The organism is Citrobacter sp. C6_1 (assembly GCF_014596835.2).
Taxonomy (GTDB): Bacteria; Pseudomonadota; Gammaproteobacteria; order Enterobacterales; family Enterobacteriaceae; genus Citrobacter; species Citrobacter pasteurii.
This window is the reverse complement of the sequence record NZ_CP115031.1, coordinates 1,864,664-1,888,266: the sequence shown is the minus strand read 5'-3', so window position 1 is coordinate 1,888,266 and position 23,603 is coordinate 1,864,664. Positions and strand designations below refer to the sequence as shown.

At 51.9% G+C, this 23,603-nt stretch carries 21 protein-coding genes; 2 read left to right on the top strand and 19 right to left on the bottom strand.

Annotated elements, in window-relative coordinates:
* Positions 1-169: 169 nt before the first annotated feature.
* The 9 genes from flhe to tar form a co-directional block, all read right to left on the bottom strand.
* Entirely contained in the window at positions 170-562 is a 393-nt protein-coding gene (gene flhe, locus IB196_RS09205) for a flagellar protein FlhE (protein WP_005127678.1), read from the bottom strand.
* The gene (gene flhA, locus IB196_RS09200; protein ID WP_005127679.1) at positions 562-2,640 is read right to left on the bottom strand and encodes a flagellar biosynthesis protein FlhA; all 2,079 of its coding nucleotides are present in this window, start codon (positions 2,638-2,640) and stop codon (positions 562-564) included. Before flhA ends, flhe begins: the two co-directional genes overlap by 1 nt.
* Positions 2,633-3,784: a flagellar biosynthesis protein FlhB gene (flhB, locus tag IB196_RS09195; RefSeq protein ID WP_005127680.1), complete on the bottom strand. Its 1,152-nt coding sequence runs from the start codon at positions 3,782-3,784 to the stop codon at positions 2,633-2,635. The genes flhA and flhB overlap by 8 nt, the downstream gene beginning before the upstream one ends.
* A gap of 168 nt (positions 3,785-3,952) precedes the next feature.
* Complete coding sequence (gene cheZ / locus IB196_RS09190; RefSeq protein ID WP_040232409.1) at positions 3,953-4,597, bottom strand: protein phosphatase CheZ; 645 nt, start codon at positions 4,595-4,597, stop codon at positions 3,953-3,955.
* 10 nt (positions 4,598-4,607) lie between these two features.
* Positions 4,608-4,997: a chemotaxis response regulator CheY gene (gene cheY, locus IB196_RS09185; RefSeq protein WP_005127682.1), complete on the bottom strand. Its 390-nt coding sequence runs from the start codon at positions 4,995-4,997 to the stop codon at positions 4,608-4,610.
* 17 nt (positions 4,998-5,014) lie between these two features.
* Positions 5,015-6,064 carry a chemotaxis response regulator protein-glutamate methylesterase gene (locus IB196_RS09180; RefSeq protein WP_005127683.1) on the bottom strand — a complete coding sequence of 350 codons (1,050 nt, stop codon included), beginning with the start codon at positions 6,062-6,064 and terminating at the stop codon, positions 5,015-5,017.
* Positions 6,061-6,927, bottom strand: a complete 867-nt coding sequence (gene cheR / locus IB196_RS09175; RefSeq protein WP_188231693.1) for a protein-glutamate O-methyltransferase CheR — start codon at positions 6,925-6,927, stop codon at positions 6,061-6,063. Before cheR ends, IB196_RS09180 begins: the two co-directional genes overlap by 4 nt.
* 19 nt (positions 6,928-6,946) lie before the next feature.
* Positions 6,947-8,548 carry a methyl-accepting chemotaxis protein IV gene (tap, locus tag IB196_RS09170; protein WP_040232411.1) on the bottom strand — a complete coding sequence of 534 codons (1,602 nt, stop codon included), beginning with the start codon at positions 8,546-8,548 and terminating at the stop codon, positions 6,947-6,949.
* Between the two features lie 43 nt (positions 8,549-8,591).
* On the bottom strand, positions 8,592-10,253 hold the full coding sequence (gene tar, locus IB196_RS09165) for a methyl-accepting chemotaxis protein II (protein WP_005127686.1): 1,662 nt from the start codon (positions 10,251-10,253) through the stop codon (positions 8,592-8,594).
* 406 nt (positions 10,254-10,659) lie between these two features.
* Here tar and IB196_RS09160 point away from each other — a divergent pair, with 406 nt between their 5' ends.
* Positions 10,660-11,919: a dicarboxylate/amino acid:cation symporter gene (locus tag IB196_RS09160; RefSeq protein ID WP_005127687.1), complete on the top strand. Its 1,260-nt coding sequence runs from the start codon at positions 10,660-10,662 to the stop codon at positions 11,917-11,919.
* A gap of 77 nt (positions 11,920-11,996) precedes the next feature.
* Here the strand turns inward: IB196_RS09160 and cheW are convergent, their stop codons facing one another.
* The 6 genes from cheW to flhD form a co-directional block, all read right to left on the bottom strand.
* Positions 11,997-12,500, bottom strand: a complete 504-nt coding sequence (cheW, locus tag IB196_RS09155; RefSeq protein ID WP_003034638.1) for a chemotaxis protein CheW — start codon at positions 12,498-12,500, stop codon at positions 11,997-11,999.
* Positions 12,501-12,521: 21 nt separating this feature from the next.
* The gene (gene cheA, locus IB196_RS09150; protein WP_040232412.1) at positions 12,522-14,570 is read right to left on the bottom strand and encodes a chemotaxis protein CheA; all 2,049 of its coding nucleotides are present in this window, start codon (positions 14,568-14,570) and stop codon (positions 12,522-12,524) included.
* Between the two features lie 4 nt (positions 14,571-14,574).
* Positions 14,575-15,504 carry a flagellar motor protein MotB gene (gene motB / locus IB196_RS09145; RefSeq protein ID WP_005127690.1) on the bottom strand — a complete coding sequence of 310 codons (930 nt, stop codon included), beginning with the start codon at positions 15,502-15,504 and terminating at the stop codon, positions 14,575-14,577.
* The gene (gene motA / locus IB196_RS09140; protein WP_005127691.1) at positions 15,501-16,388 is read right to left on the bottom strand and encodes a flagellar motor stator protein MotA; all 888 of its coding nucleotides are present in this window, start codon (positions 16,386-16,388) and stop codon (positions 15,501-15,503) included. Before motA ends, motB begins: the two co-directional genes overlap by 4 nt.
* Positions 16,389-16,512: 124 nt before the next feature.
* Positions 16,513-17,091: a flagellar transcriptional regulator FlhC gene (gene flhC / locus IB196_RS09135; RefSeq protein WP_005127694.1), complete on the bottom strand. Its 579-nt coding sequence runs from the start codon at positions 17,089-17,091 to the stop codon at positions 16,513-16,515.
* A 2-nt stretch (positions 17,092-17,093) separates the two neighbouring features.
* Positions 17,094-17,435 (bottom strand): flagellar transcriptional regulator FlhD, encoded by a 342-nt coding sequence (flhD, locus tag IB196_RS09130; RefSeq protein WP_040232414.1) that lies wholly within the window; start codon positions 17,433-17,435, stop codon positions 17,094-17,096.
* A gap of 796 nt (positions 17,436-18,231) precedes the next feature.
* Between flhD and uspC the strand changes: the two genes are divergently transcribed.
* A complete protein-coding gene (uspC, locus tag IB196_RS09125; RefSeq protein WP_040232415.1) occupies positions 18,232-18,660 on the top strand; it encodes a universal stress protein UspC in 429 nt (142 codons plus the stop codon).
* Here the strand turns inward: uspC and otsA are convergent, their stop codons facing one another.
* The 4 genes from otsA to araG all read right to left on the bottom strand — a co-directional run bounded on the left by otsA (position 18,661) and on the right by araG (position 23,551).
* Positions 18,661-20,082 carry an alpha,alpha-trehalose-phosphate synthase gene (gene otsA / locus IB196_RS09120; protein ID WP_149691559.1) on the bottom strand — a complete coding sequence of 474 codons (1,422 nt, stop codon included), beginning with the start codon at positions 20,080-20,082 and terminating at the stop codon, positions 18,661-18,663.
* On the bottom strand, positions 20,057-20,860 hold the full coding sequence (gene otsB / locus IB196_RS09115; RefSeq protein ID WP_005127702.1) for a trehalose-phosphatase: 804 nt from the start codon (positions 20,858-20,860) through the stop codon (positions 20,057-20,059). Before otsB ends, otsA begins: the two co-directional genes overlap by 26 nt.
* Before the next feature lie 175 nt (positions 20,861-21,035).
* Positions 21,036-22,022: an arabinose ABC transporter permease AraH gene (gene araH, locus IB196_RS09110; protein ID WP_005127703.1), complete on the bottom strand. Its 987-nt coding sequence runs from the start codon at positions 22,020-22,022 to the stop codon at positions 21,036-21,038.
* Between the two features lie 14 nt (positions 22,023-22,036).
* On the bottom strand, positions 22,037-23,551 hold the full coding sequence (araG, locus tag IB196_RS09105; protein ID WP_188231694.1) for an L-arabinose ABC transporter ATP-binding protein AraG: 1,515 nt from the start codon (positions 23,549-23,551) through the stop codon (positions 22,037-22,039).
* Positions 23,552-23,603 lie beyond the last annotated feature (52 nt).

Genomic DNA, 23,603 nt, shown 5'->3' with positions numbered 1-23,603 from the left:
GAAGCCTTTTTGTTTCTGCCAGGGGTTTTTGCGAAATGGCAATAGCACAAAGAGTCCGATAACACAGGTCACTAATTTTATAAAACGGCGTTTCTTTTTGATCGGGATGGTCATTCAGAACTGCGAGGTGACCAGCAGTGTCGCCTGCTGGCCGACGTAAAGAAGGGAATTAACGGTAGTTCACAATCACCTGATTGCTCTGAACCTGCAAGGCAGGGATCAGGCGACCGCCACCAGGCACTTCCCAGACGAAGTGCATGGGTTCAATCGCAGGGACATTATTAAAGCCATTGGTGGTACCGCTTTGTCCATCCAGTTCGACGCAACGGGATTGAGAGCATAAGCGCACACGTAACCCCGCAGGCGTAGGCCCATTTAATTCATAGCGCCAGGCGACCAGCGTCATCAGGCCGGAAACCGGCTGGCTGGGAACCAAAGGCGAAGATGAAGCCGACTCCCCACGATAATTTAAGGTAATCCCCATACCGCTTGCCTGCCATGTTCCTTCCCCGGCGGCCTGTACCGCCAGAGGAAAAAGCAACAGCCAAAGAAATTTACGCATTATTTACCTCCAATGGTCGCGGTCATACGGATATGGCGGTTATCGGAAAGCTCCATATTCGACAACACCACCAACTGCGGAATACTGCGGCGTAAAAAACGCGCCAGGAGAGGTCGCAGCGCATGATTCACCAGCAATACTGGCGGCGCACCCAACATTTCCTGACGCGACAGCGCTTCCTGCGTCTGTGCCAGCAGTCGGTCTGCCAGACCAGGTTCAAGGCCCCCACCGCCCTGTAACGCCTGTAACAACAGACGCTCAAGCGGTGTATCGAGTCCGATAACCTGAACTTCCTCGTTACCCGGGAACCACTGTTGAGTAATCGCCCGTCCAAGCGCCACACGCACCACTGCGGTAAGTTCATGCGGATCAGTCTGTAACGGGGCATGTTCCGCCAACGTTTCAAGAATGGTGCGCATATCACGAATAGGGACTTTTTCATCCAGCAGGTTCTGCAGCACTTTGTGCAGTGTGGTCAGCGTGACCACACCCGGCACCAGATCTTCTGTCAGTTTTGGCATTTCTTGTGAAACACGATCCAACAGCTGTTGCGCCTCCTGGCGACCAAACAGCTCTGCGGCAAACTGGCCAATCAGATGGTTCAGGTGTGTGGCAACTACCGTACTGGCTTCAACAACGGTGAAGCCCTGAATTTGCGCCTGCTCTTTTAGCGCGCTTTCAATCCAGATAGCATCCAGACCAAAAGCAGGATCAACCGTTTTCTCCCCTGGCAGCGATCCGGCCGCGGTACCAGGGTTGATAGCCAGCCAGCGCCCTGGGTAAGCATCTCCACTACCAATCTCGACCCCTTTCATCAGAATACGATAGCGGGCAGGTTGCAGATCCATATTGTCGCGAATGTGCACCACTGGCGGCAGGAACCCCATATCCTGGGCAAATTTCTTACGAATGCTGCGAATACGCCCCAGCAATTCGCCGTCCTGTTGGAAGTCCACCATCGGAATCAGGCGATACCCAACCTCCATTCCCAGCGTGTCTTCTAGCTGAACATCACTCCACGTAGCTTCCACTACCGAGTTGTTTTCCGGCATTTTTACCGGCTGAGCTTCTTCTGGTGCTTTTTGCTCGCGTCCGCGCATCCACCAGGCCAGCCCCAGCAATGCCGCGGTAAACATCAGAAACACCAGGTTTGGCATTCCCGGTACCAGCCCCAGTAAACCGAGGACCGCCGCACTAAGCAGCATTACGCTTGGGTTGCTGAACAACTGGGTGACCATCTGTTCACCCACGTCCTGATCGGTACTCACGCGGGTTACAATAACCCCCGCCGCCGTTGAGATAACCAACGCAGGGATCTGAGCTACCAGCCCGTCACCGATGGTCAGCAGAGTATAGCTTTCTGCTGCGCTGCCCATGCTCATACCGTGCTGCAATACCCCAACCAGCAAGCCGCCCACCACGTTGATGACCATGATCAGAATACCGGCGATGGCATCCCCACGAACAAATTTACTCGCACCGTCCATGGAGCCATAAAAATCGGCTTCCTGTGTCACTTCAGAACGGCGTTTTTTGGCTTCATCTTCACCAATCAATCCCGCATTCAAATCGGCGTCAATCGCCATCTGCTTACCTGGCATCCCATCCAGCACGAAGCGCGCACCCACTTCAGCGATACGTCCCGCACCTTTGGTGATAACCATAAAGTTAATGATGACGAGAATGACGAAGACCACGATACCGATGGCAAAGTTACCGCCGACCAGGAAGTGACCAAAGGCTTCCACCACCTTACCTGCCGCCGCTGCACCGGTATGTCCTTCCATCAAAATGATACGCGTTGACGCGACGTTCAATGCCAGGCGCAGCAAGGTGGTGAACAGCAGAATCGTTGGGAATGCGGCGAATTCAAGCGTGCGCTGAGTGAACATCGCCACCAACAGCACCATGATCGACAGCGCAATGTTAAAGGTGAACAGTAAATCGAGGATGAAGGCCGGAAGCGGCAACACCATCATCGACAGGATCAGCAGAATGAGGATCGGCCCGGCAAGAATTTGCCATTGCGTGGATTTCAGGTTGCCGGGCAGACGCAGCATCGCGACCAGATTAGCCATCAGTATTCTTCTCGTTCATAAAATCCAGCGCTTCAGGCACCGGAAGGTTTCCAGGTTGTGGTGGCGGCGTGCCGCCAGCCAGACGCCAGCGTTTTAGCTGCCATACCCATGCCAACACTTCGGCAACGGCGGCATACAATTGGCCAGGTATTTGCTGACCGATCTCAGCATGGCGATATAACGCACGAGCCAGCGGCGGAGCTTCTAACGTTGGGACACGGTGCTCCGCGCCAATCTCTCGAATACGCAATGCCACCAGCCCGGCCCCTTTAGCCACAACTTTTGGCGCGCTCATTTTGTTTTCGTCGTACTGCAAGGCAACCGAATAGTGCGTCGGGTTGGTCACAATAACATCCGCCTTCGGCACATCCTCCATCATCCGGCGCTGTGCGGCCGCACGCTGCATCTGACGAATTTTGCCCTTAACGTGCGGGTCACCTTCGCTTTCTTTAAATTCATCACGGATATCCTGACGCGACATCCGCAGTTTTTTCACGTGGCTATAAATCTGGAAAAAGACGTCAAATCCCACCATCGGAATGACGCCAAGCACCACCAGTAATGCGCACATACCAACTAAATCCAGCGCATTTCCCATCGCCGTAATCGGGGATTCGGCCATCAGGCGCATCATCTCCGGCCAGTTATGCCAGAGATAGAAGCCCGCCACGCTACCCACCAACGTGGATTTCAATATGGCTTTGAGCAGCTCCGCCCCGGTTTGCGCCGAGAACATACGCTTAATACCCGGTAACGGATTCAGCTTTGAGAATTTGGGTTGCAGCGATTTACCGCTGAAGATCAAGCCGCCAAGCATCACCGGGGAGATCAATGCCACCAGCACAACCCCGGTAATCAGCGGCAACAACGCAATCATGGCGTCTTTAATCAACAGAATGATTTGACTCAGGATCAGGTTAGGGTCATTGACCATACTGTGGTCAAAGCGTAATCCGGTTGACAGCATGCCTGCCAACCTACGGGCGAGCGACTCTCCACCAATCCAGATAATGCACACGCCCACCAGCAAAATAAGCAGTGAGGTTAGCTCCTTGGATCGGGGTATCTGCCCTTCTTCCCGTGCTTTTTCAAGTCGGTGGGGTGTGGGGGCTTCTGTTTTGTCGTCGTCGCTTTCTTCTGCCACGCATCAGACCCTGGATAGAGATATAGGCGTGAATAATGCCAGAACAGCCATGCAACAATGGGGAGAGTAAGCGGTAAAAAAGACGGGATTTATGGCTTTAACGCCAATTGCCGATGAATAACATGTAAGCCGGATGAGAAGTTTCCTTCGGCATCCGGCAAATACACATCAGAAACCGAGGCTATCCAGCAGGTCGTCAACCTGATCCTGGCTTGCCACTACGCCGGCTTTGGAGGTGTCAACCTGCGGACCGTTCAGCAAGCTTTCGTTTTCACGTTTTGGACGAGCGCCCTGCTCCGGAATGTTTTCCAGCAGCACCATCAGCAGTTGACGCTCAATTTCCTGGATAACATCCATCATGCGCTTGATCACCTGACCGGTGAGATCCTGGAAATCCTGCGCCATCATGATGTCCAGCAATTGGGCATTGGTAAAGCTGGTATGGCCGGGGACATCACCAAGGAACTGGCGGGTATCAGTGACCAGTTCACGGGCATCGGACAGTTCAATCGGATTTTCGAACCATTCATCCCAGCGTTTGGTCAGGTCTTTTGCCCCTTTTTCCATGGCGTCCTGGTGCGGCTGTGAAGCTTCTACGCTGTTTAGCGCACGCTCTGCCGCCTGTGCAGTCATCTGTACAACGTAGTCCAGGCGATCGCGCGCGTCGGGAATGGCTTCCGCCGCTTCGGCAATGGCCTGATCCAGCCCCAGTTCACGCAGGCTGTCGCGCAGCATTCGGGTTAAACTACCGATGCGCGCAATGATGTCCCCTGCTGAGTGTTCGTCAACAGGTTTAATTTGTGGTTGCATCATCATCACATCCTCACATGCCCAGTTTCTCAAAGATCTTATTGAGTTTTTCTTCCAGCGTCGCCGCGGTGAACGGTTTTACAACATAACCACTGGCACCCGCCTGTGCTGCCGCGATAATGTTTTCTTTCTTCGCTTCTGCCGTCACCATCAGCACCGGCAGGGCAGACATGCTGCCGTCAGCACGAATGGTTTTCAGCAGTTCAAGACCGTCCATGTTAGGCATGTTCCAGTCGGAAATCACAAATCCGAATCCCCCTGCCTGCAGTTTGTTCAACGCGTCCACGCCATCTTCAGCTTCTTCAACGTTGTTAAATCCTAGTTCCTTCAGCAGGTTACGCACAATGCGACGCATGGTGGAAAAGTCATCCACAACCAAAAACCTAAGCTCTTTATCCGCCATAAAAATAAACTCCTGATTCAAATACGTATTGCCTGTCCGGCACTGATTTTCGCCAGCATTTGCTGGCTTACCTGGCTAAGATCGACCACTTCGCTTACGCCACCCATATTGATGGCCTCGCGCGGCATGCCGAACACCACACAACTTGCTTCATTTTGCGCAATGGTCCAGGCACCAGCCTGGTTCATCGCTAACATTCCGGCGGCCCCATCGTTGCCCATACCGGTCAGGATCACCCCGACGGCATTGCGCCCCGCATGTTTCGCCACCGAATGGAACAGCACATCCACTGAAGGCCGATGCCGGTTAACCGGCGGGCCATCATGAATTTTGATCTGGTAGTTCGCCCCGCTACGCGCCAGTTCCATATGCTTGTCGCCAGGCGCGATATACGCATGCCCAGGAAGCACACGTTCTCCGTCTTCAGCCTCTTTCACAGTTATCTGACACAGTTTGTTCAGACGTTCGGCGAACGAACGGGTAAATCCTGGCGGCATATGCTGGGTAATAAGAATACCGGGACTTGAAAGCGGCAATGGCTGGAGTACATGACGAATTGCCTCTGTTCCTCCGGTTGAGGCACCAATCACCAACAGTTTTTCCGAACTGAGTAACGGCCCCGCCTTCAAGGTCGCTGGCGCTGCCGTGGGTTTGTGGGCGGCCAGTTTTGCGCGCGATGCAGTGCGGATTTTCTCCGCAATCATCTCGCTATATGCCAGCATTCCTTCGCGAATCCCCAGCTGAGGTTTGGTGACAAAGTCAATCGCCCCCAGTTCCAGGGCCCGCAGCGTGACCTCAGAACCTTTGCCTGTCAGCGAAGAGACCATCACCACGGGCATCGGACGCAGACGCATCAGCTTTTCAAGAAAATCGAGACCATCCATGCGCGGCATTTCAACATCCAGCGTCAGAACGTCGGGATTAAATTTTTTGATGAGATCCCGCGCAACCAAAGGATCAGGCGCTGTCGCAACCATCTCCATATCGCTGTGGCTGTTAATAATCTCGGTCATGATTTGACGCATCAATGCAGAATCATCAACCGACAATACCCTGATTTTACTCATGCTTTATCCTTACCTAGCGCATACACCGTCTGCCCGCGCAGGCTAAACTCGCGCACGAGGTTGCTAAAGTTTTCTGAATGACCGGCAAACAGCAGTCCGTCAGGTTTAAGGAGTGGAACAAAACGGTGCAAAATGTCCTGCTGAGTCGTTTTGTCAAAATAGATCATGACGTTACGACAGAATATGGCGTCGAACAGGCCTGGCACGTTGTATTTTTTGTCCAGTAAATTCACGCTGGAAAACTCAACATGGCTTGCCAGTTCCTGCCGTACGCGCACCAGCCCTTCATGAGGCCCGGTACCGCGCATGAAATAACGTTGCAGCTGTTGTGGCGACAACGTCTTTAGCTCGTCAAGACGGTAAATACCGCTTCTTGCCTTTTCCAACACCTCAGTATCAATGTCGCTGGCAAAAACACGCCAGCGACCCGGCGCCATACCCAGGGTATCGGCCAGCGTAATCGCAATACTGTAAGGTTCTTCTCCGGTAGACGCTGCCGCGCTCCAGACGCGATATTCACCGCTGCGTCGACTGGCGTGGTCAGACAGCACCGGAAAGTGATGCCCTTCGCGAAAAAAAGCGGTCAGGTTGGTGGTCAGGGAGTTAATAAAAGCCTGCCACTCAGCACTGTTCTGGTTAGCTTCCAGCATGCTGAGATAGCGACCGAAATCATCCAGTCCCAGGGTACGTAACCGGCGAACCAGGCGGTTATAGACCATGTCCCGCTTGTGGTCGGCCAGCACGATCCCCGCGCGCTGGTAGATTAATTGACATATCCGACGAAAATGCGCGTCAGACAGCGCGAGGCGCTGTGTCATCTGTAACAATAATGACGTTTGCCCGGAGGGCAGAGATGATGTCATAGCGCCTTCTCAATCACATTCAGGATACAACGGGCACAACCTGCGGCTGCGCCAATTCTTGTTGTGTTACGGTTTGTTCTTCAATTTTAAAAAACGCGACACAGGCGGAAAGATTATCTGCCTGGGTAGCTAACTGCTCAGTGGCGGCTGCCGCTTCTTCAACCAGCCCGGCGTTCTGCTGTGTGACAGAATCCATCTGGCTGACGGCTTGCGCCACCTGCTCAATGCCTTTGCGTTGTTCATCGGAGGCCGAGGCAATCTCCCCCATGATGTCGTTAACCCGGGTAACCGAGCTAACAATCTCTGTCATCGTGCGCGCCGCCATATCCACCAGCTGCGATCCCTGGTGAACGCGGGTGACGGACTCTTCGATCAGTCCTTTAATTTCTTTCGCTGCCTGTGCGCTACGGCTTGCCAGATTGCGAACCTCTCCGGCGACCACGGCGAAACCGCGCCCCTGCTCACCGGCACGGGCAGCTTCCACCGCGGCGTTTAACGCCAGGATGTTGGTCTGGAAGGCGATGCTGTCAATCACACTGGTGATGTCACCTATCTTCTGCGAGCTGGCAGAAATCTCATGCATAGTGCTGGCAACCTTAGCCGTCTGTTCCCCTCCTTTATGCGCCGTGTCAGCCGCACTTTTGGCAATGCCTGAGGCTTGTCGCGCGTTATCCGCATTTTGCCCCACGGTGGCGGTAAGCTGTTCCATACTGGCTGCCGTTTGCGCCAGCGATGCCGCCTGCTGTTCAGTTCGCGAGGACAGGTCGTTATTACCCATCGCGATTTCCGAGATCCCGGTATGCATTGCCGAGCTCCCCTGGCGTACCTCACTGACCGTCTCACGCAGTGCCTGTTGCATCGCTTTCAGGCTGGCAAAAATGGCTGAAATCTCATTGCGCCCATATACCGCTATCGGTCGCGCCAGATTACCCGCCGCAATGCTGTCGAAATGGCTACCGATGATCGCCAGCGGCTGTACAATCATTTTGCGCGACCAGTACAGCGCTGCGGTCGTTAATAGCGCCGCCAGTACCAGCATGGTGGCGAAAATCACCCCGGACATATGGTAACTACGCTGGCTGTGATCCTCTGCTTTTTGCAATACCTGGTTGATGTTGTTTTGCCACGCCGTAAAGTTTGCATCAAAGGCATCCTGTGAAGCCTGTACCGGGGCGGTCAAAAAATCTGACAGCTGATTATTTTCCAGCCAGGTTGCCTGGTGAACCAGATCGCTATGCCATTGACTGAAGCTTTTCTCGGTTGCGCTTTGCAGCGCCTTCCCCTCTTCTGCCGTCTCTGTCGTCGCCATAAAGCGTTTAAATATCGATTCGGACTGGGCCAGGCTGTCCTGTGCAATCGTCATCAGCGCTTTGATATCCTCTGGCGGATAGCTCAGCGCCGTCAGCGTGCCTGCTTTATTAAGTGCAGTACTGGCCTGTAATAACACAGCGCGGGTTTGCGCCAGCGCAGCGCGTTGCTGATTACTCTGTTCGACCTGGTTCAGGTTCTGAAAACCATCCCGAAATGCCCAGAAGGACAAGCCATTACTGCCAATCTGCAAAACGCCGCAGAGGATTAAAATCAAAAACAGCGTGGTCGAAATTCGCATACGATTAAACATCAACGCTCCCATCAGGCGGCGCAGGCCGCGGTTTAGCTGTCAGTCAAAATGTTTCCCAATGCGTATCTTGTTCGGTGGCTAGCTGGCGCGGTTGTGACGCCGGAGTCGCTGTTGCAGGTAGTCGTGTATCTCGCGTCTTTGATGATGCAGGACGTGACGCGAGGCGGAATGTCGACACCGACTGGGTCAGGCGACTGGCCTGCTCCTCGAGTGCGGCAGCGGCAGCGGCCGACTCCTGCACCAACGAGGCGTTTTGTTGCGTAACCCGGTCCATTTCAGACACAGCGAGCGCAACCTGATCTATCCCTCGACTTTGTTCATCGGATGCCGAGGCGATTTCCCCCATGATGTCGGTCACACGCGTGACTGCATTAACGATGTCATGCATGGTTTCCCCGGCGCTTTCTACCAATACAGAACCGGTATCAACCCGCGATACAGAATCTTCAATTAGCGCTTTAATCTCTTTTGCTGCCTGCGCACTGCGGCTCGCCAGGTTACGCACTTCACCGGCAACGACGGCAAAACCACGGCCTTGTTCACCGGCACGCGCAGCTTCCACCGCCGCATTCAGCGCAAGAATGTTTGTCTGGAATGCAATACCATCGATAACGCTAATAATGTCGGCAATTTTCTTCGAACTATCGGCGATTTCGTGCATGGTATTCACCACGCTATCAACCACTTTGCCGCCATGTTGCGCGGTATCGGAGGCGCTTTTCGCCAGTTGAGAAGCCTGACGCGCATTGTCCGCATTTTGCTTCACGGTAGCCGTCAACTGTTCCATGCTGGCTGCTGTTTCTTCCAGCGCGGAAGCCTGTTGTTCAGTACGGGATGAAAGATCGGTGTTACCGCTGGCAATTTCACTGGTACCGGAATAAATCGCATCCGAACCTTCGCGCACCAGGGTTACCGTTTCGGTTAGCGAACGCTGCATATGATCGACCGTGCTGGCCAGCTCGCCAATTTCATTACGACCGCTGACAGCCAGAGTTGCGGTTAAGTTACCGCTGGCAATTTCACGGATATGCGCAATGACGCGAGACAAAGGGTTTAGCAAGGCATGACGAATGCCATACCACACCACCACCAGAATCAGTACCAGCACTACAGCCAGAATGCCGAGTTGCCATTGGGCAAAATGGTAATCGCTTGCGCTTTGATCAAAGGCCTGGCGGTAGAGTTTCTCGCTAACATCTGCATATTTACCTAACGCTGCGCCGAGGGCATTTTGCATGCCCTGAGTTGGCTGTGCGAAATAGGCATCCATGTTGCCGTTTTCAAGGAACTGGACAAGCTCCACCAGGGCCGCATGGTACTGCTGATATTTTTCATCGACGTTACCGCTGGCATCCGTCATATCAGGCAACGGCGTGATTTTTTTGAAATTAGCGTAATGCGCTTCGGCTTGCGCCAACGACGCTTTCGCATTCTTCAGCAGATCATTTTTCGCGCTGCTTTGCTGGTTGGACGCATCCATCATCATGCGCGCAGAGGAACGACTCAAATTGATGCGTGTTTGCAGCATCAGATCCCATGTTGAGGTGAGTTCGCTTTGCTGCTGTCGAAGATCGTTAGAAATAACAAAACTTTGCTGATTCTGCTGCAATGAAGAAAACAACAGACCACCGGAAACAAGCTGTAGCAGTGCGAAAACCCCCAGCACCATCATCAGCATTGTGACAACGCGGATACGGTTAAACATAAGGCACCTTCCTGAAAACGAGTTATCAACATTATCGGCATTCACTGAGATAACTTTACGTTTGCAAAAAGGAAATCCATCAGGAAAGCAAGGCCCGGTGGGAGGAGGGAAAACCGGAGGCACAGAAACCACAACGCATTTACATAAAAACATAATAATTATCATGAAGATAACATTTTTAACTCGCCTTATTTTGCCGCTATTTGTATTCCCCGCCCCTTTTCGTGTGACACCGATCACATAACCATTCACCAAATACCACAACAAAATGGATAAAAAATTAAAAAAAGTTGTATCCGCTTACGCTTTAATTCAATTTATATGATGAATACTTCGTTACCACTTAATAAGTATAAAAAATGAGTAACCGAACAATAAATGTTAAATCCTTACTGAGGGCTTTTTAGTGGCAAATGCAAACAAACTCACGTTGTTTATTGTGATCTTCATGCTGGCGGGGATCCTGTCGGGTGCGGTGATCCACTCTTATGCCTCCCCCGGCGTCGTTACCGCCTGGGCCGATAATATTACGCTGCTTACCGACATCTTTTTGCGCCTGATTAAGATGGTCATTGCGCCTTTAGTATTCAGTACCCTGACCGTGGGTATTATGCGTCTGGGCGAAACCTCAACCATCGGGCGCGTGGGCGGCAAAGCGATGATCTGGTTTATCAGCTCTTCTATTCTGTCTATTCTGGTCGGTCTGTTTGTGGTCTCCCTCGAACAACCCGGCAGCGGTCTGAACCTGGCGATCCCGCTGGAAGCCACTGATACCGGCCTGGCCGTCGGTGGTATGAGCCTGAAAGGTTTTCTGACGCATACCATTCCCACCAGCATCGCCGAAGCGATGGCGAATAATGAGATCCTGCAAATCGTTGTATTCTCGATGTTCTTCGGAATCGGTGGTGCTTCGCTCGGCGAAAAATTTAACGCCCCGCTGGTTGCCGCGCTGGATGTGGTCTCCCACATTATGCTGAAAGTGACCGGCTACGTGATGTATGTTGCGCCGCTGGCTATTTTTGCCGCCATCTCTTCCGTTATCTCCACCCAGGGTCTGGGGATCCTGCTCAACTACGCATCGTTCATAGGTGGTTATTATGTGGCCATTTTGTTGACCTGTCTGGTTCTGCTGGCCGTGGGTTATATGATGCTGAAAAAAGAGGTGTTCCGCCTGGTCAGTATGCTCAAAGACCCGGTTCTGGTCGCCTTCACCACCAGCAGCTCCGAAGCCGCTTATCCGAAAACGCTGGAGCAATTAACCAAATTTGGTTGCTCGCCCAATATCGTGTCATTTGTACTGCCTATCGGTTATTCGTTTAACCTGGTGGGTTCCATGGTCTACTGCTCGTTCGCCTCTATGTTTATCGCACAGGCTTATAACATCCACCTTTCCTTCGCGGAAATTACCGTGCTGATGCTGACATTGATGCTGGCGTCAAAAGGGATAGCCGGTGTGCCACGTTCAGCGCTGGTGGTGCTGGCGGCAACCATTCCAAGCTTTAATATTCCGGTTGCCGGAATTTTGTTACTGATGGGTATTGACCACTTCCTGGATATGGGGCGCTCAGCGATCAACGTGTTGGGTAACGGGATTGCAACGGCGATGCTGGCACAGGATGAAGGTTTGCTGGAAGAAGAATCGGAGCTGGTTGAGCGGGAAGCGTAAAGGGAAAATCTGCCGGATAGCAACGCCTATCCGGCCTACAACAGCATTCATTGTAGGCCGGATAACATGCTTATGATTTATGCCACATGGGAAGCGGCAATATCCAGCAGCGCCATTTCTTCGCTGTTCAGCAGCTTCTCAATGTTGACCAGAATCAGCATCCGGTCTCCCAACGCGCCCAGTCCCGTCAGATATTCCGTTGACAGCGTAACCGCGAATTCCGGTGCCGGTCGGATTTGATCGGTCGTCAGCGACAGCACGTCAGATACGCCATCCACCACAATCCCAACCACCCGTTGTCCGAGATTCAGCACAATCACCACGGTGTTTTCGTTGTAATCCACATCGCTCTGGCTGAATTTCACACGCAGATCAACAATCGGCACAATCACGCCGCGCAGGTTAGTCACGCCTTTAATAAAGGCTGGCGTATTGGCAATACGCGTAACCTGATCGTAGCCGCGGATTTCCTGCACTTTCAGGATATCGATACCGTACTCTTCATCCCCCAGCGTAAACACGAGGAATTCCTGACCTGACGGTTCGCCGGCCAGTTTAGTTACATTACTCATACCGGTCATATTCTTCCCTTTCTTACTCTATCAGGCGGCTGTGATTGCCACACGTTGTTCGCGGTTTAACCCCTGCAATGCAGAGACATCGACAATCAGCGCGACGCTACCGTCGCCGAGGATCGTTGCTGCGGAAATGCCTGGCACTTTGCGGTAGTTGCTTTCCAGGTTTTTTACCACCACCTGGTGTTGACCAATTAACTGATCGACCAGCAACGCGTAGCGACGCCCTGCACTTTGTAAAATCACTACAATACCCTGAGTTGCTTCGGTTTTTGCACCTTCAACTTCAAAGACTTTCCACAACTCAACCAGCGGTAGATACTCACCACGCACTTCCAGAACACGCTCTCCCCCGGCCAGCGGATGGAGATCCTCTTCACGAGGTTGCAGAGATTCCATCACCGCATTCAGCGGCAGGATAAACACTTCATCGGCTACACGTACAGACATGCCATCAAGGATAGCCAGCGTCAGCGGCAGCAAGATACGGATGGTCGTGCCCTGACCCTGTTTCGACTGGATCTCAACATGACCGCCCATCTCCTGGATATTTCGTTTCACCACGTCCATACCGACACCACGCCCGGAAACATCCGTCACCTGCTCGGCGGTCGAGAATCCCGGGGCGAAGATCAGCATGCCGACTTCGTCATCGCTCATATTTTCGTGGATCGGCATCCCCTGGGAAATAGCCTTCGCCAGGATACGTTCGCGGTTCAGACCCGCGCCATCATCGGTCACTTCGATACAAATATTCCCGCCCTGGTGTTCGGCAGAAAGTGTCAGATTACCAATCGGACTTTTCCCTGATTCGATGCGTTTTTCCGGCAATTCAATACCGTGATCGAGGCTGTTACGCACCAGGTGCGTCAACGGATCGATAATGCGTTCGATCAGGCTCTTATCCAGTTCGGTGGAGCTACCGACCTGGGTTAGTTCAACCTGTTTCCCCAATTTACCCGCCAGATCGCGCACCAGACGCGGGAAGCGGCTAAAAACATACTCCATTGGCATCATACGAATCGACATCACCGACTCTTGCAGATCGCGGGCGTTACGTTGTAACTGCCCCATGCTGGTGATGAGATCGCCATGGTTTACCGGATCCAGTTCGTTCGAACGCTGAGCCAGCATTGACTGCGTGATGACCAGTTCACCCACCAGGTTAATCAGTTGATCGACTTTCTCAACCGCCACGCGGATACTGGTTGATTCGCTGGCCCGGGCAGGTTTCTCACGCTCTGCTCGTCCATGCGGCGCTTCGTTGGCGGTCGCTTTGGCCACTGGCGCAGGTGCAGCAACCGGCAGCGGCTGTGGTTCGGCGACATCTGCGACGGCTGGCGTTTCTGCAGCAGTCGGCGCGGCAGTGATGGTTTCGAACTCAATCTGATCCGCTTCAATGACGAAGCAGAGCACTGCAATAATGTCATCTTCGGCAAGGCTACCGTCGATCGTTGCCGACAGCGTATCGGCACCTTTGACCACATCGCTTAAGGTCGCCAGATTCCCCAGTTCCTCTTCCAGTAAATCGACTTCACTGGCTTTCAGGCGCGAGAGAATGATCCGCTTTTTGATCTCTTCAGTGACAGGGGCGGCTTCTTGTGCACCCACCTCCTCTGCTATCGCCGTGCCATCAACAACGCTCAGTTTGGCGCTATTGACCACCGCGGGCGCGGTTTCACCTTTTGCTTCGAGCGCTAACTGTCGTAACGCATTACAAATGTACTCAAAGCTGGCGGCATCTGGCTCCTCTGAGTTTTTATAGGCGTCGAGCTGTTCCTGCATAATATCTTTCGTTTCCAAAAACAGGTTGATAATGTCGGCATTGAGCTGCATCTCGCCACGCCGCGCTTCATCCAGCAGGTTTTCCATCAGATGGGTCGTTTCCTGCAAAATGGTAAAGCCGAAAGTGCCCGCCCCGCCCTTAATCGAGTGCGCTGCACGAAAAATGGCATTCAGCTGTTCGGAGTCCGGGGCTTCAGGCACCAAATCCAGCAGGTGTTGCTCCATGTCAGCCAACAGTTCGTCAGCTTCATCAAAAAATGTCTGATAAAAATCGCTAATATCCATGCTCACGCTATCACCTCGGATTGGCTGGTGGCGATGTGGGAACGCTTGCCGGCGGCAGCGCCACTGGCTGTTGTAAGACACTTACCGGCTCATTCTGGCTTTCAGCGTTTTCATGCAAAATGGCCTCTTCGGCCTGCTTATTCAGAACCAGCAGGCTTATACGGCGGTTGATGGCGTCCTCAGGACCGCGATCGCTCAGACGCATCGTGGCGGCCATACCTACCACCCGTAATACTTTTCCATCATCCAGTCCACCGCTGACCAGCTCGCGACGCGATGCATTGGCGCGATCGGCAGACAGTTCCCAGTTGCTATATCCCTTCTCACCGTTGGCATAGGGATAATCATCCGTATGACCAGAAAGACTGATACGGTTTGGGATCCCGTTCAGCACCGGCGCAATCGCCCGCAAAATATCACGCATGTAAGGTTCAACCTCTGCGCTTCCGGTTTTAAACATCGGGCGGTTCTGACTGTCGATAATCTGTATCCGCAGCCCTTCCTGAACCAAATCAATTTTCAGATGTGGGCGTAGTGCACGCAGCTTAGGATCAGATTCAATCAGTTGATCGAGATCGCCACGTAACTTGCTCAAACGGCTTTGCTCCATGCGCTTTCTCAGATCATCAATGTTGGGCTGCTTGTTCACTTCCCCCTGCTGCTGGGTGTAATCATCACCCCCACCAGGAATTGGGCTTTGGCTGTTCGAGATCCGATTTCCGCCCGTCACCGCAGTAGCCAGCGGAGTACGGAAATATTCGGCAATTTGAATCAGTTCTTTAGGGCTGGAGATGGAAATAAGCCACATCACCAGAAAGAAGGCCATCATCGCGGTCATAAAATCGGCGTAGGCAATTTTCCACGAACCATGCGCCCCACCACCGTGATTTTTATGTTTGCGTCGCTTTACGACGATAATGGGATGGGCCTGATTTTTCATGCGTCCTCGGTCGTCTGCTGCGCTGCTGGATTCCTCACCGCACGAACATGCTCTTCCAGTTCGATAAACGAAGGACGCTCGCTGGAATACAGCGTCTTACGACCAAACTCGACCGCAATCGGTGGCGCGTAGCCATTCAGATTGGAGAGCAGAGTTATCTTCACACACTGCATCATCTTGGTTGTTTCAGCGCTCTTCTGTCGCAGGACGCTGGCGAGTGGGGAAATAAATCCATAGGCCAGTAAAATACCGAGGAATGTCCCTACCATGGCATGTGCAATCAGGGCACCCAGTTCAGCAGCGGGACGATCGGCAGAAGCCAGCGCATGTACAACCCCCATCACCGCAGCCACGATCCCGAACGCCGGTAATGAGTCACCGACCATCGCAAGACTGTTAGCCGGAACTTCGGCCTCACTTTCATGCGTCTCAATCTCTTCGTCCATCAGCGCTTCAATTTCAAACGTATTCATGTTGCCGCTGATGATCAGACGCAGATAATCGACAATAAAATCAAGCATCACTGCATCCGCAAGAATACGCGGATAGCTGGCGAAAATTTCACTCTCTTTTGGATTTTCGATATCGCGTTCCAGCGAGAACATGCCTTGCTGACGTGACTTGGCCATCAGGCGGTAGAGTAAGGCCAGCAGGTCCATATACATGGCTTTGGTATATTTCGAACGACGAAAAAGCAACGGGATCGCTTTCATCGTCCCTTTGATGGCTTTACCGTTGTTACCAACGATAAATGCCCCGATACCTGCGCCACCGATGATCACCAGCTCAGCCGGTTGATAGAGTGCCCCAAGGTGTCCGCCGGTCATCATGTAACCGCCGAAAACTGTACCAATAACAACCAGGTAACCTAATAAGATAAGCACGACATCATCCTTTCGCAATTGACTATGACAGGATGCGCAGTCGGGCAGTTAACTCATGGTCAGGACAAAAAAAAGCAGCGGTAATCGCTTACCGCTGCTGGAGTGTTTATCCACACCGTTTCAGTTAAACAGCCTGTTCGATCTGTTCATCCAGCAGTTGTGGAATAATATCGGCAGCATTCTGGGAAAGTTTACGTCTTTTTACGGCTCGCGATGGCGGCTGACATAAACTGCAGGCAAAGCTGCCTGCGGGTTGGTGCGCGTGGGTAATGAAATTTCCGCCGCAGCAGTTACAGGCGGACAATTCAAGTAAACCACTGTCAACAAAACGGACAAGGGTCCACGCACGAGTAAGCGCCAACAATGGCCCTTCTTCTGGCTGCGGACACTGCTCAAGATATAACCGATACGCTTTAATCACGGCATCCACGCCGCTGCACAAACCGGTTTTAAGCAGAAATTGCCATGCATTACAAAACATCGATGCATGAATATTTTGTTCCCACGTCATAAACCAGTCGGTGGAAAACGGAAGCATCCCTTTTGGCGGAGGACTACCGCGTAATTCTTTGTACAGCTTGATGAGTCGGCCACGGCTTAATTGCGTTTCGCTTTCCAGCATTTGCAAACGGGCGCCCAATGTGATTAATTCCATCGCTAACTGGATATCACGCGCTTCCTGAACAATGCTTTTTTCGCTCATCATCAAGCCCTTTTCTTACGCGCTGCGTCATCGATATCGTTAAGCAGGCGTGTTGAAAGCATAATACCGGTATGAATTTGCTGAAGATCGTCAACGCGGGAATCTTGCGTCAAACGCGTTACAGTCTGATGATCGTCGAAACGGAAATGGCATACCAGTTGATTGGTTTCAGCCAATTTGACCATTTGAGGAAGTGTTAATGTTGCCAATGTATCTGCCATCTCCTCGCTGATACCCAAGCGGAACATTGCAGACGCTTTGTCCTGAACGATCAAACGCTGTGCTAGCAATAAATACGACAAATTGATGTCATAAATGTGTTTCAGCAACTCGGATGTATGCATTATTTGCCTCCATAATAACCAACATTATTTTCATGCGGCAGAACCGCACCCCGTGATGTCGCCGGGAAGGCCCGGTAAAAAAAAAAGCAAAAGGTCAAATACATAGCAACGTGATGGCGCTTACGCGTTGTCTTAACATTCCTTTCTTAGAATGCCGCGCCCCTTACAAGCTCACATCATTTCTTACAAATGTCTAAGATTTTTCCTAATTCGACGCAACTCTACCCGCCACCCGTTACACATACAACGTAGCCATGCTGCGAATTTAAAGAATATGTGACGCAGATCACATAATCAAGCTAAACACTTAACATAAATCCATCAGCACAGCTTTTATTTTGGCTATTTTTTAAACCACCATTATCTTTTTCGATTCCAGCCATACGAATAATCTTGCAATAAAATCGAATAGTATTCTGTTTACGAACGTTAATATCACGCGCTAAAATAGCGAGCTGGCTCACAGATTTAATATGAAATAACACTCCGCATTAAATTCTTTATAAACAAAGACTTAAATATTAAGACTGATTAATTAATACCGGGCTGTGATAACCGTTTAAATGTTAAATGATGTATACTTTTTATTAACAAATTGTTTTTATTAGAGATGAGTTTAACTTAAATCATCCGAACAGATTTACAGCTTATATGAAGTGATTATTCTATTTATAAGAATAATTAATGAATAATCATGATGGCATTCACACAATTACCGTACGAAACGTAGCAGTATGGCGTTATACGATCAAAACTGAAGAGTTCTCTCATAATTCATGAACAAAAGGAGCGAGTTATGAGCTATGCGCACATTCTTGTCGCTGTTGCCGCCACCCCCGAAAGTCACCAACTGTTAGCAAAGGCTGTTTCAATCGCTCGCCCTGTCAACGCCCGCATTAGTCTGATAACCCTGGTTTCAGATCCTGAACTGTATAACCAGTTTGCCGCCCCAATGCTGGAAGATCTGCGGGAAGTCATGCAAGAAGAGACCCATAATTTTCTCGATCAGTTAAGCAAAGAGGCACAGTACCCCATTGAGCACACGTTTATTACCTATGGGGCATTGAACGACCACATTCTGGATGTATGCCGCAAACACGAGGTTGATCTGGTGATTTATGGCAACCATAACCACAGTTTCTTTTCGCGAGCCTCCTGCTCAGCGAAAAGCGTGGTCAGCGCAAGCCAGGTTGATGTGTTGCTGGTGCCGCTTGCCGGCGATTAATCACGCCAGTTTGCTGCAGGCTGTCTGCGGGTCAGGCGACAGGTTTTCCGTATGACGCGATGCGATGTTCTTCAGATCGCAAATAAATCTCGCCTGCCAGTTGTTGATATCATTTTTAACGATAGTCTGCAGCATTGCCGCATGACGGGAAATGCGCTCGGCAAGCGGCATCGTCAGAGCCAGGTTTAATGCGCCTGCGACGTCATCCCGATCATAAGGGTTTACAATGAGTGCAGAAGTCAACTCATTCGCAGCCCCGGCAAACTGCGAGAGCACCAGAACGCCGGGGTTAGCAGGATCCTGTGCGGCGACAAACTCCTTGGCCACCAGATTCATGCCATCGCGCAGTGGCGTCACCAGTCCAACATCTGAGTAACGGAAGACCTTCATCAGTAATTTACGGTCAAAATACTGATTCAGGTAGTACAGCGGCGTCCAGCCCAGTTGCCCGTATTTACCATTGATCCGCCCGGCCTCGGTCTCTAACTGATGACGAATATCCTGATAAGCCTGTACCTCCTCACGCGAGGTCGGTGCTATCTGCGTATAACGAATCTTACCGTGATGCTGGGGAAACTGTTCCAACAGCGCCTCGTAGGCCTGAAAGCGCTCCGGCAGGCCTTTGGAGTAATCCAGTCGCTCAACAGAGAAGATATTTTTCACATTTTTAAGCTCTGCTTTTAACTGCGCCAGTTTCGGCGGTAGCGATCCTGATGCTTGCCGTGCAATCTCTTCAGGTGCAATACCAATAGGATAAACTTCCGTGCGGAACGCTTTACCCCAGGCCAGATGTTGTTTCTCGCTGGGCGTAGTTACCTGAGTTTGCGCCGTCAGACAGTCAAGAAAAGCCTGGCGATCGTTGTCGGTTTGAAAGCCCAATAAATCAAAGTCGCACAGTTGCTCAAGCAACGCCTGATGTGGCGGCAACGCATTGAAAATTTCGGGTGTCGGAAAAGGAATATGCAGAAAAAAACCGATGCGATTATTCACACCACGTTTGCGTAGCTCGCAGGCAAAGGGTAACAAGTGATAATCGTGAACCCAGATGATATCGTCATCGCTAAGCAGTGGCAGCAGCTTATCAACCAGTAAGGCATTAACCCGCTGGTAGCCTTCCCAGGCACTACGCTGAAACTGTACCAGGTCCAGTCGATAATGGAACGCAGGCCATAACACGGCATTCGAAAACTGGCAGTAATACTCCTCGTAATCCTGTTCACTCAGATTAAACGATGCCCAGGTGATGTTGCCACGGGTAACCTTTTTTAACGGTTGTTCCTCATTGCCTGTATCACCGCTCCAGCCGAACCACAGGCCGCCAGCCGCCTTCAGGGCGTCCAGCACACCTACAGCAAGGCCACCAGCACTGCCTTTGTCATCCGGTGAGGCGATGCGGTTAGATACTACGACTAAACGACTCATAGCCACCTCTCCTGTCATTCGTTGCTTCTTGTTCCTGCTGCGGACAGTTGATTTGTTCCAGCCAATGCCAGACGTTCCTGACAGCAGCCAGGCGCCATGTCGCCTGAGTCTCCCCGCTCCCCACTTTTACCGAGATACCACCGGCGCGATTGACCACGGCAAAACCTGTTTCATCGGTCAGATCATCACCAACAAAAACAGGGGTCCGTCCGACAAATGGCGCTTCCTGCATAAATGCCGCAATTGCGTCTCCTTTATTGGTGTCCTGTGATTTGATTTCCACCACACACTTCCCGGGCTGCAATGCCAATTGCGGCCAGATATGGGTAATACGTTCAGCCAACGCCAGCAACGCGGCCTCATGCTCAGGCGCCTGCCGGTAGTGCAGAGCGAAAGCCATGCCTTTAGTTTCAAGCGTTGTCCCCGGTAACGTCGCCAGCGCCGCATGCAATAACGCCCCCGCTTCGCGCTCGACCGCCGCAGGCAAATGCACAATATGGGTTTGACCATTGATGTCACGGCGTTCTGCCCCATGCACCCCGGCGAGCGGGAAACGATAAGGGGTGGTGAGTGCGTCAAGCTCTGCCATTGAGCGCCCTGAAATCAATGCCAGAGCACCCGCATTTTGCGTGGCCAGGCGATGTAATAACTGCAGAATGGTCTGTGGAACAACAACCTGGTCAGGATGCGGTTTGATTTCAGCCAGTGTGCCATCGAGATCGAAAAAATAAGCACAGTTTGTGGGATGCTCAGGGGGTAAGGTTAGCGATGCTGTCACCCGATTCTCCTCCTCGTCATGGTCTGTACGCCGCGCGGATCGCGCCGTATATAGGATGTATGACGGGTATAAGTATAGACAGTGTGACCGTGCTCGCCATTTAGAAAAACAATCGCCAGCCGGGTAGCGGCTGGCGATAAACGGAAGCTAGACTAAAAAGTTGGGATTTAAATCATTAAACAGTACGCTTAGCTTTTTGTTTGTAGCGGTCGAAGATCACCGCTGCCAGCAGGATCAAACCTCGCACCACATACTGTGCGAATGGAGAGATATTCAGCAGGTTCATCGCGTTCTCAACCGTCCCCAGAATCAACACCCCTGCGACGACATATGAGATTTTTCCGATGCCGCCTTTGAGCGAAACGCCGCCTAACACACAGGCAGAAATCACGATCAGCTCATAACCGATAGAGGTCATTGGCTGGCCGCTGGTCATACGTGATGCCAGGATAATCCCCGCCACGGCGGATACCAGACCGGAAAGGATAAAGATAATAATCTTAGTGCGAACGACCGGCACCCCAGCCAGACGAGCCGCCTCCTCATTGCCCCCAATCGCCAGCGTATTGCGACCAAACGTGGTTTTATTCAACAGCAGGCCAAAAATAATAAAACAGCCCACGGTTAACCAGATCGGCGCCGGCAGTCCTAACCAGTTGGCATAGCCAAGCGTAAAGAAGCGCTCGTCTTCGATTCCCACCGCTTTACCGTCGGAGATAATGTAGGCCAGACCACGAACAATTTGCATGGTGGCGAGTGTCGTGATCAACGCGTTAATTTTTAAGCGTGCAATCACGAAACCATTCACCAGACCGCACAGAACGCCGAGCAACAACCCTGACGCCACGCCAATCCACAGGCTTTCGGTCATATTAATGACCACGGCCGTCGTCACCCCTGCGCAGGCAATAACAGACGCTACCGAGAGGTCAAAGTCGCCGGATGCCAGGCAAAATAACATCCCGCACGCAACCATACCCGACATAGATACCGCCAGTCCCAGCCCCTTCATGTTGATGAAAGTCGCAAAGTTTGGCACAAAAATAGCGCAAACCAGGAACAACACGGCAAACACCACCAGCATCCCGTACTGATCCCAAATTCGGCCAAGATTTAGCGCCGACTTCGCAGCGCCTGAACCCGATGTAGAAACGGAAGACATCATATTCTCCTTATTCAGGCAACTGCCTGGCTGACTTTAGGCATAGCAAGGCTCAACGCCTGGCGTTCATCCGCCTGTTCATGAAGTAATTCACCTGCGATCTCACCTTCTCTCATCACCACAATGCGGTCGGCGACACCAAGAACTTCCGGCAGGTCACTGGAGGCAAACAGCACGGCAACACCGCGCGCAGCCAGGGCATAAATCACGTTATAAATTTCATGCTTCGCACCGACATCAATGCCGCGGGTGGGCTCATCCAGCAAAATCACTTTCATCTCTTCCGATAACCAACGCCCCAAAATGGCCTTTTGCTGATTACCGCCAGAGAGGTTCATGATCAGTTGCTCTGCACTCGGCGTTTTAATGTTAAGTGAACGGATATGATGGTCAGCATTGGTCTCTTCCCAGCCGTTGTTGATCAGACATCCCCCCATGACATGTTTACGGCGCGCACTAATATTGATGTTGTTACGTACCGAATGGACCGGGATGATCCCTTCGGCTTTACGATCCTCCGGACACAGCATCATGCCTGCTTCAATGGCGTGACTGGGTTTGCGGATATCTATCGCCTGTTCGTCAATAAACACCTGGCCTTGCGTGATACGCGTCCCGCCAAACAGACCTTTCATTAATTCGCTACGTCCGGCACCAACCAGGCCGAACAGTCCGACAATTTCGCCGCTACGCACCGATAAGCTGATCGGGGTGCGCACGCCTGGCGCTTTTACCTCATGCAGACGCAGACGCTCCGCGCCATAAGGTCTGGCTTTCCAGCCATAGATGTCCCCAAGATCACGCCCCACCATCGCCTGTACCAGTGCGTCGTGATCAACCTGCTGCATATCCGTAAACGTTTTGACGTATTGGCCATCCTTAAACACCGTTATGGCATCGCTGAGGGCGAAAATCTCCTCCATGCGGTGGGAAACGTACAGAATGATGCGGCCCTCATTGCGTAGCTCACGAATTACGCGAAACAGATTGTCAATCTCCCTGGCGGAAAGAGAGCTGGTGGGTTCATCAAAAGCGATAATCTTGGCATTACGCGCCAGCGCCTTAGCAATCTCCACCATTTGCCACTGACCGATGGAGAGATACTTCAACGGAATATCAGGATCGATATCCATTCCCAGATGCTTTAACTGCAGCCCCGCCTCGTAGTTCAACAACGAGCGGTTCACAATCCCACCCTTATGCGGAAGCTGACCTAAATAGATGTTCTCGGCGACGGTCATTTCCGGCACCAGATGCAATTCCTGGTAAATAATGGCGACACCGGCATTCAGCGCAGTGGTTGTGTCCGCAAACGAAACTTCCTGTCCGCGGATCGCTATAGATCCCGTGGTTGGCGCGTAGTTACCGCTGAGAATTTTTAATAATGTTGATTTCCCTGCGCCATTTTCACCCATCAGTGCATGCACCTGACCGGCATAGCAGTCGAAACTAATATCCGTTAGCGCTTTTACGCCAGGGAAGGTTTTGCCGATGCCGCGAAATGAGAGATACGGGGTAGACTGTTGCATAACGTCTCCGTGGATCTAAACGGTTGCCGGATGGCGGCGTAGCCTCATCCGG

Excerpts from the sequence above, each read along its gene's own strand:
- flhe (WP_005127678.1), bottom strand. The coding sequence starts at position 562 with ATGCGTAAATTTCTTTGGCTGTTGCTTTTTCCTCTGGCGGTACAGGCC.
- flhA (WP_005127679.1), bottom strand. The coding sequence starts at position 2,640 with ATGGCTAATCTGGTCGCGATGCTGCGTCTGCCCGGCAACCTGAAATCC.
- cheZ (WP_040232409.1), bottom strand. The coding sequence starts at position 4,597 with ATGATGCAACCACAAATTAAACCTGTTGACGAACACTCAGCAGGGGAC.
- cheY (WP_005127682.1), bottom strand. The coding sequence starts at position 4,997 with ATGGCGGATAAAGAGCTTAGGTTTTTGGTTGTGGATGACTTTTCCACC.
- IB196_RS09180 (WP_005127683.1), bottom strand. The coding sequence starts at position 6,064 with ATGAGTAAAATCAGGGTATTGTCGGTTGATGATTCTGCATTGATGCGT.
- cheR (WP_188231693.1), bottom strand. The coding sequence starts at position 6,927 with ATGACATCATCTCTGCCCTCCGGGCAAACGTCATTATTGTTACAGATG.
- tap (WP_040232411.1), bottom strand. The coding sequence starts at position 8,548 with ATGTTTAATCGTATGCGAATTTCGACCACGCTGTTTTTGATTTTAATC.
- tar (WP_005127686.1), bottom strand. The coding sequence starts at position 10,253 with ATGTTTAACCGTATCCGCGTTGTCACAATGCTGATGATGGTGCTGGGG.
- cheW (WP_003034638.1), bottom strand. The coding sequence starts at position 12,500 with ATGACCGGTATGAGTAATGTAACTAAACTGGCCGGCGAACCGTCAGGT.
- motB (WP_005127690.1), bottom strand. The coding sequence starts at position 15,504 with ATGAAAAATCAGGCCCATCCCATTATCGTCGTAAAGCGACGCAAACAT.
- flhC (WP_005127694.1), bottom strand. The coding sequence starts at position 17,091 with ATGAGCGAAAAAAGCATTGTTCAGGAAGCGCGTGATATCCAGTTAGCG.
- flhD (WP_040232414.1), bottom strand. The coding sequence starts at position 17,435 with ATGCATACATCCGAGTTGCTGAAACACATTTATGACATCAATTTGTCG.
- uspC (WP_040232415.1), top strand. The coding sequence starts at position 18,232 with ATGAGCTATGCGCACATTCTTGTCGCTGTTGCCGCCACCCCCGAAAGT.
- otsA (WP_149691559.1), bottom strand. The coding sequence starts at position 20,082 with ATGAGTCGTTTAGTCGTAGTATCTAACCGCATCGCCTCACCGGATGAC.
- araH (WP_005127703.1), bottom strand. The coding sequence starts at position 22,022 with ATGTCTTCCGTTTCTACATCGGGTTCAGGCGCTGCGAAGTCGGCGCTA.
- araG (WP_188231694.1), bottom strand. The coding sequence starts at position 23,551 with ATGCAACAGTCTACCCCGTATCTCTCATTTCGCGGCATCGGCAAAACC.